The organism is Rhizobium sp. CFBP 13726 (assembly GCF_014841925.1).
Taxonomy (GTDB): Bacteria; Pseudomonadota; Alphaproteobacteria; order Rhizobiales; family Rhizobiaceae; genus Neorhizobium; species Neorhizobium soli.
The window spans coordinates 223,425-242,036 of record NZ_JACYUU010000001.1 but is presented as its reverse complement, the minus strand read 5'-3'; the positions used below and the strand labels follow the sequence as shown (position 1 = coordinate 242,036).

At 54.8% G+C, this 18,612-nt stretch carries 13 protein-coding genes and 1 tRNA gene; 4 read left to right on the top strand and 10 right to left on the bottom strand.

Annotation, left to right across the window (positions count from 1 at the left end; translation table 11 throughout):
* Positions 1-14 precede the first annotated feature (14 nt).
* Positions 15-887: an NAD-dependent epimerase/dehydratase family protein gene (locus tag IFT66_RS01105; protein ID WP_192076562.1), complete on the top strand. Its 873-nt coding sequence runs from the start codon at positions 15-17 to the stop codon at positions 885-887.
* 247 nt (positions 888-1,134) lie between these two features.
* Positions 1,135-2,571: a glycosyltransferase family 61 protein gene (locus IFT66_RS01100; protein ID WP_162237971.1), complete on the top strand. Its 1,437-nt coding sequence runs from the start codon at positions 1,135-1,137 to the stop codon at positions 2,569-2,571.
* 53 nt (positions 2,572-2,624) lie between these two features.
* On the opposite strand, the gene IFT66_RS01095 is transcribed toward IFT66_RS01100, so the two are convergent.
* Both IFT66_RS01095 and IFT66_RS01090 read right to left on the bottom strand, forming a co-directional pair.
* A complete protein-coding gene (locus IFT66_RS01095) occupies positions 2,625-4,886 on the bottom strand; it encodes a sulfatase-like hydrolase/transferase (RefSeq protein ID WP_192076561.1) in 2,262 nt (753 codons plus the stop codon).
* A 258-nt stretch (positions 4,887-5,144) separates the two neighbouring features.
* Positions 5,145-5,221: transfer RNA gene (locus IFT66_RS01090), tRNA-Pro, on the bottom strand.
* Between the two features lie 251 nt (positions 5,222-5,472).
* Here IFT66_RS01090 and IFT66_RS01085 point away from each other — a divergent pair.
* Positions 5,473-5,835, top strand: a complete 363-nt coding sequence (locus tag IFT66_RS01085) for a hypothetical protein (protein ID WP_062579496.1) — start codon at positions 5,473-5,475, stop codon at positions 5,833-5,835.
* A 91-nt stretch (positions 5,836-5,926) separates the two neighbouring features.
* On the opposite strand, the gene IFT66_RS01080 is transcribed toward IFT66_RS01085, so the two are convergent.
* The 5 genes from IFT66_RS01080 to IFT66_RS01060 form a co-directional block, all read right to left on the bottom strand.
* The gene (locus IFT66_RS01080) at positions 5,927-6,772 is read right to left on the bottom strand and encodes a glycosyltransferase 61 family protein (RefSeq protein WP_192076560.1); all 846 of its coding nucleotides are present in this window, start codon (positions 6,770-6,772) and stop codon (positions 5,927-5,929) included.
* 686 nt (positions 6,773-7,458) lie between these two features.
* On the bottom strand, positions 7,459-9,555 hold the full coding sequence (locus tag IFT66_RS01075; RefSeq protein WP_192076559.1) for a polysaccharide pyruvyl transferase family protein: 2,097 nt from the start codon (positions 9,553-9,555) through the stop codon (positions 7,459-7,461).
* A gap of 14 nt (positions 9,556-9,569) precedes the next feature.
* Positions 9,570-10,646 (bottom strand): polysaccharide pyruvyl transferase family protein, encoded by a 1,077-nt coding sequence (locus IFT66_RS01070; protein WP_192076558.1) that lies wholly within the window; start codon positions 10,644-10,646, stop codon positions 9,570-9,572.
* Between the two features lie 54 nt (positions 10,647-10,700).
* Complete coding sequence (locus IFT66_RS01065) at positions 10,701-12,017, bottom strand: glycosyltransferase family 4 protein (RefSeq protein ID WP_244474005.1); 1,317 nt, start codon at positions 12,015-12,017, stop codon at positions 10,701-10,703.
* An 85-nt stretch (positions 12,018-12,102) separates the two neighbouring features.
* Entirely contained in the window at positions 12,103-13,329 is a 1,227-nt protein-coding gene (locus IFT66_RS01060; RefSeq protein WP_192076557.1) for a polysaccharide biosynthesis/export family protein, read from the bottom strand.
* A 236-nt stretch (positions 13,330-13,565) separates the two neighbouring features.
* Between IFT66_RS01060 and IFT66_RS01055 the strand changes: the two genes are divergently transcribed.
* Positions 13,566-14,873 carry a glycosyltransferase family 4 protein gene (locus IFT66_RS01055; protein ID WP_192076556.1) on the top strand — a complete coding sequence of 436 codons (1,308 nt, stop codon included), beginning with the start codon at positions 13,566-13,568 and terminating at the stop codon, positions 14,871-14,873.
* Between the two features lie 108 nt (positions 14,874-14,981).
* On the opposite strand, the gene IFT66_RS01050 is transcribed toward IFT66_RS01055, so the two are convergent.
* The 3 genes from IFT66_RS01050 to IFT66_RS01040 all read right to left on the bottom strand — a co-directional run bounded on the left by IFT66_RS01050 (position 14,982) and on the right by IFT66_RS01040 (position 18,548).
* Positions 14,982-16,289: a hypothetical protein gene (locus tag IFT66_RS01050; RefSeq protein ID WP_062579487.1), complete on the bottom strand. Its 1,308-nt coding sequence runs from the start codon at positions 16,287-16,289 to the stop codon at positions 14,982-14,984.
* Positions 16,290-16,317: 28 nt separating this feature from the next.
* Positions 16,318-17,136: an ATP-binding cassette domain-containing protein gene (locus IFT66_RS01045; RefSeq protein WP_192076555.1), complete on the bottom strand. Its 819-nt coding sequence runs from the start codon at positions 17,134-17,136 to the stop codon at positions 16,318-16,320.
* Between the two features lie 170 nt (positions 17,137-17,306).
* Complete coding sequence (locus IFT66_RS01040; RefSeq protein WP_192076554.1) at positions 17,307-18,548, bottom strand: hypothetical protein; 1,242 nt, start codon at positions 18,546-18,548, stop codon at positions 17,307-17,309.
* Positions 18,549-18,612: the final 64 nt, after the last annotated feature.

Here is an 18,612-nt window from a genome sequence, read left to right as displayed (position 1 = left end):
AGGAGGAAGTTCAGGTGCGGGTAGTGGTCACCGGAGCTTCTGGCTTCCTTGGCAAACGTGTAGCAGCATCACTGACGGAGCGCGGAGAAGACGTTACCCTTCTCGCGAGAAGCACGTCGGTGTTGCCCTCCGGCGCGGGCCAAGTGGTTCGTTTCGAGCACGCCGTCGAGGCAGGGGAATTGGTAGCGGCCATGGCGCCCGACGTGCTGATCCACATGGCGGCCGCGCAAGGTCGTCGGGGTGAGAGCGCGGCCACCATGGTCGATGCAAACGTGACGCTGAGCGCCGCCCTATTGGGTGCGATGGGTCCCGGATCACTGTTCATAAATACTGGCACGACCCTGCCGCCGCATATGAACCTTTACGCACTGACGAAAAGCCAGTTCGTCGAACTTGCACGGCATCTCGTCACGCAAGGACGCACCGACGCGCATGTCGTCAACACGCAGTTCCAAATGATCTACGGGCCTGCAGACGATCCCGCAAAATTTGTTCCGAAGCTTGCCCTGCAGCTTGTCGAGAACGCCGGACCGCTGGTTACAACACCCGGAACCCAGCGGCGCGATCTCATTTATGTCGATGATGCAGTTGCCGCAATACTTGCAATTGTGGATGCCCGAACGCAGCTTCCCACTTGGCAAGAAGTGCCGATTGGGACGGGTATCGCAGTCCCTCTTTGCGATTTCATCGAACGCGCGATCACGGTGAGCGGCTTCAATCAGCCTTGGCAAAAATCCCTGTCGCCACGCGCTGGCGAACCGGAAGAGATGGTTGCGGATATCACGATCCTGCAGTCCCTGGGGTGGGCCTCGCGCACATCGCTGGACGACGGGATAGGTCGTCTGATTGACGATGCTCGCGCAACCGTCAGCTCCGGTCGAACATAATTGCTCAAGAGACACCGTCTCCGTCACGGGCAAGGAAGACCAGCCGGGGTCGTTCGATGATTTCCGACGCCCGAGCCAGGACTTATGTAAGTTGAAACATGCGTATTGTCGGATCCGTAACACGCGACCCGTGATTTTATTTGGTACGGAGGCGGACATCCCTCCCGGTTGGTCTCCCAGCCTTGCACTTTTCTGTTTTTGAAGCATAACACCATACAACAAGATGCCTGCATGTTGCGGAGATGAAATGCCGAAACCCATACTCAAAGATGTTCTGACACTGGCTTCAAAATCACTATGGCAAGACGTCATATCTGCAACAGATAACGTGTCGGACCTTGTCAAACAGCCTCGATTGTTCGGCTTGAGGCTCGAGGCGTCGATCGCATTGGCGGATGAGGAAAAACTCCGCTCCACTTGTGCGGACGCGGCAGCAACGAGCATGCCGCCACAGATCCGATATGCGACACTTCGTCCTTTGATGAAGGTTGGCCGGGGCTCCGATGCCTGGCAGATCCTGATGGGTGACAGTTCCATCGTGTCGGATCCTGGTTTTCTTCCTCAAGCCCACCGCGTGGCCAAGGGCGCGAAGGCGGACCGGGGTTTGAAGACGAAGATTACCTCAACCCTCAGAAATCTACATCCGCGTACTGTTCGTCCTCACAGAAGCAAGCTGCAGTTTGCAAATAACAAGTCGTCCAGCGGCAGACCGTTAGGAAGCGTTACCTGCCTTGCATCGACCGCGACGGATCAGAAGCATCTCGTCGCACTCAACCAGTCTTACAACGACCTTCTGCACCGGATTGCACAGCCTCGTCCGCCGCGGGTAAGGGAGTTTCATGACGTCTTCGTGGATCGCTACGGGCAGATTTGGGCGGAGGACGGCGCGATCGTAAGATCGTACGGAAAGCCGATGCCCTCCCTCAAGCGCTCCGACTGCCAAGTCGTTGATTACGCGGTGAACGGTCTCATGGCGACGAGAGGCATCTACCATTGGCTTATCGACCGGATGCCACATTTCGGCATCGTATCGCCGGGAGACACAACCGGCGTCAAGATCATAATGTGGGAAGGCGGGCCGCGGTTCGAACGCGAAAGCCTCGATATGGCTGGCTTCGAACACGATCAGATTGTGACAATCTCCGAGTTCGCGTTCATCAAGCGTCTGGTGGTTCCTGACGTTGGTTTCGCCGGGCTGAGACACTGGGCCGTCAGTGGCGAAATGTTCGAGCGGATGTCCGAAAGAGCGTTTGCAATCGCTGAGAGAGAAGGGTTCCGAGGGTCCAAACGCATCTACGTCTCGCGGCGCGACAGCGTCCGTCGGCCGCTCGACAACGAACTGGAACTGGAAGCATTGCTTGAGCAGAGGGGGTTCTCGAACCTGCTGTTTGCCGAGATGCCTATGTGGCAAAAGATCGTTGTCTGCTCGACCGCAACGCATGTTATCGGACCGCATGGCGCAGGCTTGGCGCACCTCATCTACAGCAAGCCGGGAACGAAAGTTCTGGAAGTTCTTCCCATCATGGACGGGTCTTATGCGCTGCGCTTCATCTACTCGCGCCTATCTACAGTTCTGGGACTGGACTACCAGGCGTGGCTGGAACCCCAGCTGCCCCAAACGGACCGCTGGCGAGTCGATCTGGCCGAGTTTACGCCGGTACTGGATCGCTGGCTCGCCGAGTAACCGCAAGTCATCTGGATGGGTGTGATGCGCCTATCCAGATGACGCTACCCATCCTAAATCTCTTTGATCATCACCAGCTTCAGTCCGGTGCAGAAGCCGAATGAGTCGGCAAAGTTGAAGAGCCTGACTTCGATGCGGCTTTGGCGCGAGTTGAGTTCGAAGCAGACCTCTGCCTCAAGGTTGTCGTCCAGCTGGCTGATCTTAACGACAGATAATATTTGCGTGTCGCCATCAACGACATCGACACCGATACTTCCGAGCAGGGTACCGGGCTTGAAGACGAAAGCTGCCCGATACCTGCCGGGTTCGAGCGTAATGTAAGGCCCATGCAGGACGATCCCGGTAGATTTCGGATCCAGCCCAAAGCCCTCACTGGTGTGATCGTTTCCCTGATAGTGAAGCCGACCTTCAGGCTGATCGGATGCTAGGACATTGTGGCCATAGAACCTTGAGAATGGTCCGATCTCTGTTTCTCTGGATATGACGAGAAGCTTCTTTGCGATAGGCGAGACGAAGGCGCTGGAAACCGACAACTTGTCTCGGAAGACCCTTGAGATGGATTTCTGAACAATCGGTTCCGAGAGCGAGCCTTTCAAGAGCGTTTCCTTTAACCTGAGCACCTCGCCGTGCAGTGGCTTGCCGTGCGTGTCGGTGCAAAGAATGTCGGAGTTCTGATAATCGATACATATGCAGTTGTTGCCCTGCGCCAGCATAACTGCGGCACGGGGCCAGGAGCGCCATTCGTTGACGGTCAGCGTGTAATGAACACGATCCGCGGGGACGGGCTCGAAGAGATTGAAGCCAGCGTATGATAGCGTTTCTGGGAGAGTGAGGTTGAGCAAGCCTGCTACCGTCGGCGCGATATCGATCGTCGAAATCAGACTATCCATATTCGCTCTCAGCACGCCTAGTTCACGTTCGGGAAGACCTCGCGGTGGCTTGATCGCGTAAAGCGGACGGACCACGGGCTCAGACAGGTTCGTCAGACGTGAGAATCGGCTCGTTTCGTCAGAGCCGTCGACACCCATGGTTTCGCCATGGTCGCCAACCGAAACAATCAGGCTGTCATCGTATCTACCCGTTTTCTTCAGCGCATCGAAAATGAGACCGTGCGACGCCTCTATCACATAAGACGCGCGTTTGCGCCGATCTTTAATCCCGTCAGGTATTGCGCATGCACTTTGGTTCTGGAACGGAATGTGGAGCGCATTCTGGTAGACCACGATGCAGAGCGGCTCATCAGTTTCCAGGATCGCAGTATGAAGCTGCTTAGCGACAAGATAATCATCGCCGCACATGTCGTTGACAAATTCCATGCCATCCGTATCCGCCGAATACAGCGTATCGATCGACTGTGAATTGAAGAAGCTTTCGAAGCCTCCCCATCTCAGGCTGGACGACGTAAACATCAAGGTCCGCAAGCCGCGCGCTTTCGCTAAGTCAAAAACCATCGGCAGACGATGCAGTTGATCCATACTTTCATGCGGACCACACCCCGTCAGGATGCACGGGATGCTGATATCCGTGCAGGAGCTTGCAGTCAGAGCGTTGTTCGGGTGGAACCACTCGGATGCGTTTCCGCTCAACTCCGAAATCTGCCGAGCCAAGCTGTGTGTAGGAGAGAGCGCGGCCGGGACGTCGGCACCAGCCGATTCATTGATGATGAGCACGATATGCTTTCCCGACGAGGCAATCTGGGAACCATTTACAGCAATCGCTGCTCGGTCAGACCCGTAGAGGCGTTCGGCCGCCAACTCGTCCTCGATCTTAAGGTAGGCGGTTTCTATGGATGTTGGCTCAGCACTTCCCCTGCCCAGCGAACTCCCCGAGTATACAAGCATGGCAATTGCAGCAGAGCAGATCGACGAGACGGCGACAAAATCCGCCGGCAGAGCATCCTTCAGAACCACGGCAGAAAAAATCGCCGCACATGAGAGGGTCAATACGAATTTCGTCGGAACGTACTGCTTGAAATAAGCGGCTGCTGCAGCACCGCTTCCCTTATCGCTCATCTTCACCGGAAGGTGCATGAATATGCGATATAACGACAAACCAAAGTAAAGTTGGGCGACAAAATCAACGACCATGTAGAGCGCCCAGACGACGATCACGGGGATACAGGTCGCTATGAACACCAGGTTGTTATCAAAGCGGATCAGCCCGAAGCAAATCGCGTAGAGAACGCAAAGTTTTGCTGAAACAAGAGCCGCCTGTTGCAGGTGTTTGCGAACCCCTAACCTCTCTCGTACGACCCATAGGCGAGTTTGATAGCAGAAAAGGCTGCTGGAGAGGAGAACGTACAGATAGAGGGTCATAGCACCGGCATCGCTGAGATATTGTCGAGACGCCGATATGCGTAGTGAAATCCGGACTAGATCAAACAATGCAGCTTGCGCGTCGTCACAAATATTTCACACGGCTGCATCACGCACAACCACTTCGACAGCGGGAGTCAGATTGCAAGCCACTGCCCTATCCGAGTGTCAGTACGATCCTCAACCGACAACTGCCGGCGAACACGAATGACGTCGGCCTGGACCTATTGGAAATCTCAAATCGGAGAAGCGTCGATCTGGTCGGAGTGAGAGGATTCGAACCTCCGACCCCCACGTCCCGAACGTGGTGCGCTACCAGACTGCGCTACACTCCGTGACCAGTGGCGCCTCTATAGACCGCCGTATTCAGTTACACAAGCATCATTCAAGAAAAAATGGACCGGATTACAGCAGCGATTCCGGCTCTCATAAAGCACCAAATTTGACGGCGTTGCAAAAAAGCGGCTTGCGGAAAAATTGATGCACTAACCTCAAGATGGTGTCGCGGAACACGATACAAACCTGCTACCTGAACTTCGAAAGCCCCCCAGTGTGGGTATCAGCATATAAAGGATTCCAAAGGATCATGAGCCGTCGCCTGATCGTATCGACCACTCTTGTTGCGCTTGCGCTTTCCGCCTGCACCACCGTCAGCGAAGTCAGCAGCCCGATTAACAACTACTGGGTTGGCCGCTCAGCTGGCGAATTCTTCGCCAAGTTCAGCCCACCACTGAGCGATGTGGATAGCGGACCCACGACGATCTACAATTGGCGTGGTGGCTACAAGCGGATCAAGCTTGCAAATGGGAAATCGGCCAGCGTCAGTTGCTCAGCAAAGATCACCGTCTCGCAGAGCTACACAATTCGCGACATCAGCGTAACGGCCGACCGCCCGGGCACCACCGGCTCAAGCTACTGCGAAGAACTACTGGTCACGCAAGCTCAGTAGAGCAAGCCGACTTCGATCCCGAGTTTGGCTTTCAAACAGTCATGGCATCGAGTTATTCTGTCCGGACCACGAGATCGGACCGGACAGTTTCTCATCCCAGAGAATGCATCATGTTCTCGACGTGCCTGAGCAGCGGTGGCGTCGAGACTGTCCACTTGTTGATCGCCTCATCAATCGGCTCCAACCATAGTCTGTGGTCATGCCCTCTCGCATAGGACAGGCGAGCGAAGTTGAACCTTAGAGAGTGTGAGCCCATTTGGCATGGGACAAGTTCGACTACCTTGAGACCACTGGCCGCTGCGGCGATGTGGCTGAGACCTGCCCCGTGGGGAGCAATCACCAGCCGGGCATTGCGAATTAGATTGATCTGGTCCGCTAGAGACATCTCACCGAATATGACGACCTTCACTCCAAGAGATGACAAACCGGCTTCCAGTTCGTGCTCGTTGACCATGACGCGTCGTTGCGTATCACGCCGAGAAATGTATATCGCATCGGCAGTGTTGATCGTCGACAGCCTGGCCGCCCTTTCGCCTATGGCTTGGTAAAGATCTCCGAAGTACTCCCACTGGGCAAGGGTACTGGCTGCCGAATGCGCGATATAACATTCCTCACACCAAGCCACCTGATCTATACGCTCGAATTGCGGCGCTGGGTGGTCAATCAGCTCGATTGTCTTGTCCTGGAATTGCTGGGCGTGCTGGCCAAACAATATGGTGCCATCAAAGTCCGGGTTTTGAAGCGACCAGTTTAAGGCAGGCAGCCGTTCCGCGAACCAGTGGTAGAACCCGCGCGTTGAATTCGTCGAAAGCACCGCCGTGCCATAACTCCGGCTGGATGACACCCCGATTGTCTCGATAGCCCGGTTACCGTGGTGTATGACCTCGTTCTCGTTGCGCCATATCTGACCTGCACTGTTAACGAAGACATTTTCCACACGCCTCACGACGGGTTTGACATTTCGCCGACCTTGGATCTCAAGTTTTTGCAGCAGCCGCCTATTCTCGTGAACGTGAATGTCGTTCAGCCTATCACTTCCGGATATCGTGATTGTTCCGGGTGAGGGCCTGAGGTGAGCATCTGAGGCAACAAATTGGAAGGGTGAAATTTCGTAACGACCCGACCGGGCAACAACCTGAGGGCCTGCCAGCGGGGGAACTATAGCTCTCCACCGTGCACGGGCAGCGGCACGTAACTCTTCCTGGGTACCGGGATGCGCTGATATTCGGCGACAAAGCTCCGAATATCGGTGTGGATTTGTATCGGACGGGATGCTCCCTAGCAATCTCCATGCAGGTTCGGTTTTCCCCCAGGCAATGAGCTTCGTCGCGATTGCCATCTTGGAACTGGGCGCCATAGACGCCGCGACAGTCCGATCGACAATCGTTTCGACCAATGCCTGATTGTCCTGCTCCAATGCAGCGCTCAGGCTTGCAAGGATCCGTTGTTTCCGGTTCAAGAAAAACGGAGATTGGCGTCTGACGTTTAGTTGCCGAGCAGCGAGCGCGGATGCTAGTCGCGCGAAACTTCTAAAGAACCTGGCAATCAAAACCACACCTCCAAAGCGGAACGACCGATCACCAAAGCGATCGGCCGTTCCGCCTTTCTGGGAACGCAACAAGCCTAGAATTTGAAACTACGCTTGAGGGCGTCGCTGATTACCCAAAGACCCTCGGAATTTTTGGCAGCAACTGGAAGCGGAAATGCTTCGACAAGCGCGTCCCCGGAATATGTAAGGGGTGTCCATTTCGCTCTTACATAAGACGCGGCACCTTCCCAGTCCGTCTTTCGTGAACGGTCGAGGCAATAGGCGAGAACACTTTCAGTTCCGGCTCCAAGGTAGAAATCCTTGAGACGGTGATCGACGCGTACGTTCGGATCCTTGAGATCAAGACGCGCCCCAGTTCCGTCGCCATAGGTTGCGAACCACGCACAGGGGATCCCGTAAGTTTCAGCAATGACCAATCCATGGAGACTGGTCGACAGAATGAGGTCGCAGGACAGAATCTCGCGGACCTTCTCCTCCAGCGCCTCTACCGTTTTCTCGGTCAGGGTGTTGATCAGATGGACTGAGGATCCGTCACCGGTGTGCGGCAACTGGTAGCGGGAAAGCTCCGCTTTTGCCGTACCGTTTGGGGTCTGCTCGTCAAGTTCCGTCAGATGCAGGATCACACCGATCCGGTACTTCTTTTCCACATCGCGCATCGGCCAGATCTGAGGGAGCAACCAGACAGGGTCGCCGTATACCCCCGACACTTCGATCCCGGTCGCCGCAAGCGTGCTGGCAGTCTGTGGGCCACGCGTCGCATGGATCTGATACGTGGTATCGGGAGCCTTCACGAAATTCGGGATGGTCCGATCCACCGCATTCCGCGTTGCATCCATCCCGGTGCCCCAAAAATGGAGCACACCATTGCGCTGGGCGTGACCGATAGTCCCGACGCCGACGACCCTCTCGCCAGGCGCATCGAACCCCGCGTGGCGGATCGGAAGGCCAGACACCGCGCTGACTACAACCGCGCTCAACGCGTCGCCAAGGTTGGCATATGGAACCCCTGTCGTGCTTGCGGCCCACGACAAGGGGATTTCGGTCCAGGTGGACGGCGCACTGCGGAGCCCTTCTTGCCGATTTACGACGGGCTCAGGGCTTTTTTTTTTAATTTCTGCGGTAGCCAGCTTATCCGCACGACGCAGTTCGGCAACATCGTGTTGCAACTTCAATCCGGTCAGGATCGGGCTCTGCCATATCGTTTCCCCTGCGGCTGGTTCGATCGGCCGATAGGGCAGCGGAAACGCATCGATCAACGCTTGTGCATCGATATCGACCGGTTGCCATGCGCGGTCTATCGACGAGATGACATCCGCCCAATCGGTGACGGCGGGACGTGGTTGGATATAAGCCGGAATGGCCTTCTTGTGCATGCCGGTGTAGAGATCAACGATCCGCAGATCGACAGGTCCGTTGGGATCAAGATCGATGGTCTGCAGCCCTAGACCTGTCTGCGCGCCCGGTGAGAAGTAAAGGCACGGAATGCCGTAGCTTTCAGCGATAACCATACCGTGCAGACTTGTTGAGACGATACGTTCACACGCCAGGATCTCGTCGAACTTATACTGCAGGTGTTCCATACCGATCGGTGTAACCGTGGTAATCAGGTGGACGTCGTCTTTGAACTCGGCCGGAATGTCGAAACGCTTCAGCCCCTGCTTTGCAACAGCCTCGTAAGTTCGGTCGGCCAGTTCCGAAAGGTGGAGAATGACTCCCAGCTTCCACTTCTTTTTGACTTCGGGGCGATAGAAGCGCGGCATCAGCCAAACGGGGTCGCCGTAAACGCCGGGCTTGTTGCCGGTCGGGCCTGCAAGCAGGGATTCCGAAACCGGACCCCGGGTCGCTGCGATATGGAAGTTCGAGTCCGGCGGGATCGTAAAGGGAACGCGCTCGTCCAGACTAGCTGACGGATTAGCCCAGCTTGAGCAGCCCGTACCCCAGAACCAGACTTCGCCCTGCCCAAAGCCGTGCCCTATTGTCCCGACGGCGCCCATACGGGTGGAAAGAGATTTCGTGGGTACGCGGTGCACCGACTTGCTGCTCAGCAACGACACCATTACCGGGCTCAGCGCGTCACCGAAATTCAGATAATTCATCTCGGAGGTCGATCCAGCCCATGCAAGCGGTACCGAGGGGCTATCCTTAAAACGTTCTGCAAACGATACCGTCATCTTGATTTCCTGTTCTAAGATCGAGTGAACAACCGCTGGATCGCGGACCGAACACGCTGCATTCCACTAGAGCGACCGCCTTCGCCATTACGCATCGGCGTGGTTTTTATGAGTCGATGTCCAAACACGTCGCCGTCTTTTGCTTGGACGAATTTTACATCTAGCGGCAGACGGTCAATCAAGGCGTCTGTATCCAACGTCACAGGCGACCAAGAGGAGTCAATTGCCTTAGTCACATCCTCCCAGTTCGTCAGCTTGCGCCTATCCTGCACGTAAACCGGGATCTTGCTTTTACCTAGCCCCTGATAGAGGTCAATGATTCTCAAGTCCAGCGAGCCATCGTCGATGAGATCAGCTTCGGAGAGACCTACGTTTCTACCTCTCGGTGCGAAGTAAAGGCATGGAATTCCGTAGCTCTCTGCAAAAACCATCCCATGGAGGCTGGTTGAGACCAACCGTTCGCAGGATAGGATGAGATCGAGCCGCTCCCGCAGTGCCTCGGTCGTCACTTCCGTCACCGTATTGATCAGCACAACGTCGGAAGCTTCCGCATCCGCCACATTGTAGCGGATATACTCCGGCTTCGGATGCGCTTCGTAGGCCCTATCTGACAAATCCGCCAGATGAATGATGACGCCAAGCTTATAGCGCTTCTTCACCTTCGCAGGGTAAAATTGGGGCAGCAGCCAGACAGGATCGCCGTAGACCGGCGTCAGCGAAGACTTTCCGTCAGTCAAGATTTTCCACGAAACCGGACCACGCGTAGCGGACACATGAAAGTTCGTACGACCGTCGTAACGGAAAAGCTCACGCTCCGCAGCCGGTGCCCCGGCGTTCCGATATTTCGACGATCCCGTGCCCCAGATCCAGACATCGCCGCCGGAAAATCCATGCCCGATCGTACCGACAGCACCAAGCCTTGGGCCGGTGGAGTTTTGAGCCACATGCCGCGTCGGAAGGCTTGTTACCAGGCTGACCATTATTGGACTGAGGGCGTCGCCAAGGTTTGCGTATTCTCCCTTGGCAGAGGTCGCCACGAATGAAAGCGGAATCGCTCCCTCATCCCGGGCGACTTCACGTAGGTGTTTCATTCCGTAGTTTCCCTGAATTCCCGCACCATCCGAAGAGCAGATGGCGCCATAGTTTTACAGAACGCGGTCGTAGACCTGCTGCAAGCGCTCGCGATATCGCTCGGACGAGAACAATGCGGCCTGCTTCGGCCCAGCTTCACTCAACCGGGCGCGTAGTTCCGCATTGGTATCAATCTCGATGATTGCATCTGTAATCTGCTTCGTGTCGTACGGATCTACCATCAGAGCAGCCTGACCGGCAACCTCGGGTATAGACCCCCCAGAAGACGTGATCACGGGGGTACCGAGCGACATCGCCTCCAGAACCGGCAGACCGAAGCCCTCATAGAGCGACGGGAAGACAAGCGCTTTCGCGCCTTTGATGAGGCTTACCAACAGAGGGAAAGGCGCGTAGTCGAACAGGCGAATGCGATCACGATAGAACGTGACGTTATCGACAGTCTCCATGTACCGGTTGGTCGCCTCCTTGATCATACGGAGCTCTTGCTCCGACTTCCAAGCCTGCGCGCCAACGATGACCAACGGTCCCTTTACCTTGCTCGCAAGGTACGCCTCGATGATGCGACCGATATTCTTCTTGGGCTCGATAGAACCGTAGAACAGGTAGTAGTCCTTATAAGGAAGACCGAAAGCCCCCTCGACCTCGCGCTGCACGGCATCGTCAGACTTCAACGCGTATTTGTCGGGAATGTCCACAGACTGGAAGGTGTTCGTAATTTTGTCTTCGGGGCAACCTAGAAGATCGATGATGTCTCTTCTGGATGTCTCTGAGACGGTTACGATATGGTCGGCGGTGCGCACGATCTTTCGCATCAAATTGAAGTAATAGCGCTTCTTATCGAGGGTCGTGAACGGCAGCCTGAGTGGTACCAAGTCGTGGAGCGTATATATATTTTTTGCACCGGGAACGTAGATCGGCAGCGGGTAAGTCCAGTGCATGATGTCCGCATGCGAGATGCCGCGAACTTTCATCAACGCCTTATGAGCCTTGAAGTGGTTTTCCGCTGCAGTGAAGATCGAAGGGCCGTTCCAGATCTTATCGAAATAGGGCATCTTCGAGCGAAACTGCGTTGCGATGACCGCACCCGAGATGGGAACTTCCTTGGCGTAGATACCAAACGGCGCTCCAGTCACCGACTGGATTTCGCGCTTAAACTTCGTCCACCAAGTCGGATTTCCAACATTCGCGTCGAAGAAGGCAATTTCCTGGATCAAAGGATTTCGGCTGGGGGCACCGCGGGTGCCGTAGAGCACCTCGACGTTGTGGCCTAAGCTATGCACTTCGTAGCTAAGATTTCGGGCATAAGTTGCAATGCCTGTTCCCTTCTCGAGATCGAGATTAAAGCCATCGATGACAATAGTACGTGCCAATGCGCGCCTCATTTTTTTCAATACAATACGGACCAGAGCTCGTCGTTGACGGGCACAACTGCAGACTTTCAGACAAACTTCAGAACTAGTTGTTGAGCAACCTGTTCACACTCGATGCCTGCGCAATAGGCGATGCCGTGGTGCTGACCAGCGTTGCGAACTTTCGCACCTCAGCCAGAGACGAGTTCGCGATGTAGATAAGGTCATCCCTGTATATCTCAAATTCCTTGAGAAGGAAGAACCCACTAGGGTCTTGTAGATCAAACTGATAGATCACATTGACCTTGGTATCCGCAGGCACAGAAAGCGGCACGCCCGTCAGCCTTGCGACGAGCCCCGCGGGTTCCGTACGGTAGACGAACACACCTTTGGCGTTCGCGCGCTGGTCGTCCAAGCCACCGACCTTCGCCAGAGCCTGATTCAAACGCAGCCGCGACTCGTCAAACTGGACAGAGGCATTCGCATTGGTCGCACCGAAAACCGTAAAGCTCCGCGGCTGACGAATGAGGGTGATCACGTCATTCGGTTGTACGTAGATATTCTCACGCGCGTCTGACACGAGCTGTTCCATCGCAATACTTTCGGTACGCGATCCGCGCGTAACCTGAACAGCAAGCTGATGAGCTTCCATTCTTGGGCCGCCCGATATGGAAATAATGTCAAGCAAACGCTCTCCGCGAGGAGAGAGCGGAACCCTACCGCTGGTCGCAACTTCACCCGTCACCGTTACGGTGTTCGATAGGTTCTTTGTGACACTCACGAGCACTTGTGGCTCAATGGCCTTACCTCGAAGTGCGCCTTCAATTCTCAGACGGACTTGGTCAGGGGTCATCCCGACAACACGTACAGTTCCCGCATAAGGTACAGTAATCGTGCCGGCCACCGAGACAGGCTGCTCAGGAATTTCAGCACTCGATCCGCCACCGCCGGAAAAAAGTCCGCCTTGAGCCGATTCCCATATGTGAATCACGACCGTATCACCAACCCCGATAGCGGACGAGTTGGCCTTGCGCGCCTGCCCGAAAATCGTCGAGAGGTTATCCAACGGACGGCTTTTCAAGATAGCCAACGTGCGGGTGGTTACATTCACGAGCGAATATGGGGCGTACTGCTCGGAGGCTTCACGCGAAATAGCACCGGCACTTGGTCCCGAACCTGGGATCATCGTGCATGCTGTAAGCGAGGAAGCGACAAGTAGGATACCGAAGGATCGAACCACTATCTTCGAAAGCATGCAACCTTCACTCACCGATTTACCTGCGAAAGCTATCAACCATTCATTGGCGTCAAACTCAAAGGCTTTATTACTCATTACACGCAGCCTAACTGTGGTTTGCATATGTCAGTTGACCCCACAATACAAATGAAAACGGTTTCCAATTCCCTACCGAAAACGGAAGCACACAGCTGAAGTGGCAGGAATGACACTTCGATGAAATGCGCACCCTGCGAGCTCGCAGCGAAGAACGCCACCACCAGTTGACGCATACGAAAGAGGAGGAGTATTCAGCGGGGCCCTGCCCTCCAGATCTGGAGACTAAGAGCTCGATGCGGCTTCTACTCGACGTTACCCGAACGATTGATCACATCTACAACTCCACTCCGACAGGTATCGACCGCGTCGAGCATGCATTTCTAGACTGGCTTCTCGGCGACGAGAAACCGGCGTCAATCGAGCCTCATTTTGTCATCACCGCCGCAAATATGCATTCGGCACTGAATGCCGACCAAATGCGCGATACACTTTCCAAGGCTCGCCGCCTTACGATGTCGACAGAGCATCGTGAATCTCAATTCGAGGCGTTGCTGGACTTTCTAAGACAGCCAGTTGCCATTAGTAATGAGAACTTCGGCGCAGCCCGGTTCCATGGGGGCACCGTGCGCCAGAAACCGACAAAGACCAGAATATATGCTACCTTCGCGAAAGCTCTGGCCAGGGGGCGGGCTAATTTCAAACGACTAGTTCGCGAAGCAAGCAACCACCAGACCGTTTATTTTCATACGTCGCATACGCAGCTCGAGCACGGCCACATGTATCGGTGGCTGGAAGCTCCGAACATCCGGTCAATGTTTTTCATTCACGACGTCATTCCTCTGGACTATCCCGAGTTCTGCAGCCCGCCGGCGCGCAAGAACCATATTGGCAGAATGCAAACTGTTGCCGACCGGGCGGACTGCATCATCGTCAATTCGGAATACACACGTCAGCGAGTGCTGCATTATCTGACACCCGATCGCTGGACTGCACAAAACATCTTCGTCTCCCAGTTGGGCGTCGATCTTCCTCAGATCGCATCGACGGAGGATGTTTTTACACCTGATACTCCCTACTTCGTCTGCCTTGGGACGATGGAAGGACGCAAGAACCTGGTTCATCTGCTCAATGTCTGGCGAAGGATTTTTGAAACAGCCGGGCCAGACCGAACGCCAAGACTGGTTTTCGTCGGAAAACGAGGCTGGGAGTGCGAAAATGTTTTCGACGTACTCGATCGTACCGCCGAACTTTCTCCGTATCTTGCAGAGGTTACCGGACTAAATGATGTCGAGCTGGTCAGACTGCTCAACGGTGCGTCAGGGATGGTGACGCCGTCATGGGTGGAAGGCTACAGCCTGCCGCCAGTCGAGGCGATCTGCCATGGGGTGCCGGTTATTGCATCCGACATTGATGCACACCGCGAGCTCATTGCGGGCTGCGCTCAGCTACTAGACCCGTCAGACGGCATCGCGTGGAAAGACGCAATTCTGGATGTCGCCTGGAGACCAGAAAAACGCGATGCCCTGAAGTTGAAAACAAAGGACTTCGTTCCTCGGTCATGGACAACATTCGTCGCGGACTGCGTACACTACGGAACCTGAGGAAGGCACTTCGATGCGTAAAACGAGCCAGTGGGTTCGGGTCACGCTTTTTGTCGTGTTAAGACCTTCCGCTACGGCAGCGGAAGGTCTGGTTTAAAGAACCCCGCATCAGATCCGGTGATCCCGAATTGACGCGAACACCATCCTTAGTATCCACCAACCAAGGATACTGAGAAGAATGATCTCAAACATCCTCATTGGCCGGTCAGGAAGCACCGGCTGCGGCGGCCTCTCCGGATTGACGACGTTGACGATGTAAAGCTTCTGATGCTCTGCCTGTAGCCGGGCATTCTGGAGCATTGAAACCGCGGCAGAATACTTCTGCTGCGCCAGTTGCTGATCAACCGACAACAGCTTGTACCTGTTGATCAAGGGCGCCAGCGCATTTGTCTTGCCGGTTAGGTTTCCCTGCTCGGCCTCGATCTGGCTTTTCAGAGCCTTGATGAGATTGATGCTTTCAGTAGCTCGCGGTCCATTTTTGATTGCGTCGTCGCCCAACGAGTTTCGCTTCGCCTGCTCGGAGGCCGCCTCACCGCGCAACTGCGTGATGATGCCACTCAAAGAAGCGACGTCGAGCGAGGGATCGATCGTCCCATTCTGCAACTGGAAATTCGTGATCGAGTCATTCGTACTGCGCATCTCAGCAGCCGCAGTCTGCACTTGCTCTTCAGCAAGTGTGATCATGTCTGTACGCGCACGGTTGTTGAACTCGTTCACCAGCTTTTCGCTGATTTCGGCGAGACCCTTGGCAATAATAATGACGGTATCGGCGTCATAGGCATAAGTCGTTAGGGTGATCTGACCCTGAATATCGTCGTAATAGACTTGAACGTGATCACGGTAATACTTGTATCGCTGTTCATAGGTCGCGTTCTTTGATAACCCGCCTAGAAAGTCTGCGCTACCCGACTGGAAACGAAAGCTGATATTTACATTCCGCTCGAGTTCGTCGAACGCGGCGCGAGAACGGATAAAGTTAACAACCGCGTAAGACTCGTCGATCGCGCGTTCAGCCGTTGTCGATGTCGAGGACCCCAAGCTCATCGCAGCAGAACCAGCCATTGCGGGCGTTGGATTGCGAATGGAGAAAATAGTGTCGACCTGATAGGAGTCCGCCGCAAATCCCCATAGGTAAATCGCACCGGCTATCACTGGCAGCGGAACAGCAATCAGATTTAAAATCTGAGATCTGCGTTTCCAGATCGTCGAAGGAAATTGCGGAAGCTGGTATACCCTAGCCTTTGGCTTGGGTTTCGGGAGGTCGGCAGGCCTCAAAAAAGGCCCATCCATGACTACTCTCTCAGCCCCCGCCATATTCAACTTCGACAACAATGCGTCGTCCCGTTGAACCGCGTCAACAGCCTCGTCGCTCTGGCCTTTTTTGATTTTCTTGTCCTCTCGGAACGATCCTTGCATCGGAATTCCTATTGGCTAACGACGGGAGTTAGTAGTCAGAGTTGGTTTCATTCGAGCGATCATCATCTTCGTCATCGTCAGCGGTCGCCTTCACCTTGAATGCCCTGATAGCATCGCCTCTATTCTTATAATCGACTAATGTGCCGTTGGACAGCACCATGCAGTCATCGCAAAGCTCCCGCACCACGCTGACATTTCGCGTTATTGCCACAAGTCCGCGCGATCCTCGCAAATCTTTCAGCCGCTGCATCGCCTTCAAACGAAAGGAAGCATTCCCGAGCATGATCGTATCATCCGCAACGAGAATGTCGAATGGCATGAAAAGGACCAGTGCCGTCGCCGCTCGATTCCCGATTTCGGAAGAAATTTCCGATAATGAACGATCAATCATCGTGGCCGGGATACTTGCGAAATCACGAGTCTCTTCCAACAGGTACCGAAAATCGCATTGATAAACCTGCGACAAAAACCGGATGTTTGCGCGTAGCGAAGCGGCATTGCTCAGGATCTGACGGGCGCCGATCGGCCAAGAGACGCGGAGCCCATGATGTATGTCGCCGACGTCGGGCCGCAAATTCCCGGTCAGCAGATTGGCGAAGGTCGTCTTCCCTGCTCCACGATCTGCGAGAATGCCGACATATCTGCCTTTTTCGAAAGTTGCGTTGATATCCTTCAGAACAAGCGTTTTCCGCGCACCCATACCAACATATTGAGAAACACCTGATAAAACGATCTGCGATCCGGATCGTGAGGCGTCGCTGTCATGGACGAGCCTAACGTTTCCGCGCCCCACCACGGCGGGAGTTGGGATCTCATCCTTGCGTGCAAACAGATTTTTAAAAAGCAAATCTGAATTCCAATCTAATATGGGTAACGACGCAAAAACAGGATTAGAGGTTCCTGTCCCTGTGAATTGCCGATCCATCGAAACCTGTCAGCCGCTGCACACCGTGTTTGCTCAGACATCCTCGCATGTGCGGAACATTTCAGCCTCTCTTCGCCAGCCAATCCGCCAGATCAATCCTGCCAGAATTCCCAGAATCGATCCGGCATATTCGCTACGTCGGGATAGTCGTCGCCATCAGCGTTCTGGGGCGGAACCACCTTGGTAATATCCTGGCACCCTGCCATGTACCACCGATGAGTTTCTCCGGTTTTAAGATCTGTCAGGACCTGACTGTACGCGCCATCAGTTTCAATATTTCCAAGCTTTATATTCGGCGTGGGCTGCGATGGCATAGAAAACGGTGCGTCGCAATATCCCATCTCGAAAGTGCGCTTGGCTAGTCCCGAGGCAGTGCCGCCGGTCTTCTTGTTCACGTAGTCGTCGCGCTTCCAGTTCTCCCATCGGGTCTGGCCAAACTCCCGAGTCCAGTAGGTGCGCTCCATCTGACGCCCCTTGCCTGGCGTTGTTCCGCTTTCGTCCGCTTGTGAATAGGGATGCGAGACGATCGTCTCAAGTGTCTGCCCCGAGCGATAACGGTATTCGCCCTTTGACCAAACGGCAAGCACGCGTGCTGGATAGCGATCTGGGCAAGGTGCCGACAGTGGAGGCAATCCATGGATATGGCTCGCTTTCTCAAGCAAGGTATAACCTGTTTGACCCAATGTACCGGAGGTGTTCCCGAAGAGCATCCAATTGTGGAAATAGCGTCGTGACGAATGCGGGTTTGCATCGCATTCAGGTGTTATACCACCCCGGACTGTGCCGCCGTTCTTGCCGCGGCTCCAGGCCCCCATGATAAATGTGTACTTGTCATCAAACCAGCGCACAGAGTAATAGGCCGGTATAGGATCCCGCTTCATATCTGGACATAGCGAATACGCCACCCGGACAGTTTTCATGATCCGCGTTACACCTGCATGGGTCAGGGGAATATTGTCGTTGACGACGAAGCGACCCGGACAACGCTTTATGTCCTGGTTCCAGGATGTTAGATGATAGGGAATCCGATCCGATTGACGTATGTTTCTGTGACTGGTGCACTGCGGAGAGCCTGGCGCAACATTCGGCAGGGCCTTGTCTCCAGCATCGACACACACGTCCATTACCATGAAATCGTACATGTCGGAGTCGGCAGCAGGTTCGGCCTTGGCGGCGCTAATGGTCGACCCGCATAGCACGAAACACAATGCAGCAGCCGCCAGTCTTTTGCGCAACGAAATCAGTGCCCCGAAATCGGCTGGCACTTGATAATACCGCATTAGAACCCCCGTTCCTTTCATGACCATGTCGATCTTGCGGCTCTGCTCGCCCATCGCTAGGCCAACGACTGTTGAACGTCACAAGCGTCCAAAAGCGCGATCCTCAAATCTTTTCTCA

Excerpts from the sequence above, each read along its gene's own strand:
- IFT66_RS01100 (WP_162237971.1), top strand. The coding sequence starts at position 1,135 with ATGCCGAAACCCATACTCAAAGATGTTCTGACACTGGCTTCAAAATCA.
- IFT66_RS01095 (WP_192076561.1), bottom strand. The coding sequence starts at position 4,886 with ATGACCCTCTATCTGTACGTTCTCCTCTCCAGCAGCCTTTTCTGCTAT.
- IFT66_RS01085 (WP_062579496.1), top strand. The coding sequence starts at position 5,473 with ATGAGCCGTCGCCTGATCGTATCGACCACTCTTGTTGCGCTTGCGCTT.
- IFT66_RS01075 (WP_192076559.1), bottom strand. The coding sequence starts at position 9,555 with ATGACGGTATCGTTTGCAGAACGTTTTAAGGATAGCCCCTCGGTACCG.
- IFT66_RS01070 (WP_192076558.1), bottom strand. The coding sequence starts at position 10,646 with ATGAAACACCTACGTGAAGTCGCCCGGGATGAGGGAGCGATTCCGCTT.
- IFT66_RS01060 (WP_192076557.1), bottom strand. The coding sequence starts at position 13,329 with ATGAGTAATAAAGCCTTTGAGTTTGACGCCAATGAATGGTTGATAGCT.
- IFT66_RS01055 (WP_192076556.1), top strand. The coding sequence starts at position 13,566 with ATGCGGCTTCTACTCGACGTTACCCGAACGATTGATCACATCTACAAC.
- IFT66_RS01050 (WP_062579487.1), bottom strand. The coding sequence starts at position 16,289 with ATGCAAGGATCGTTCCGAGAGGACAAGAAAATCAAAAAAGGCCAGAGC.
- IFT66_RS01040 (WP_192076554.1), bottom strand. The coding sequence starts at position 18,548 with ATGGGCGAGCAGAGCCGCAAGATCGACATGGTCATGAAAGGAACGGGG.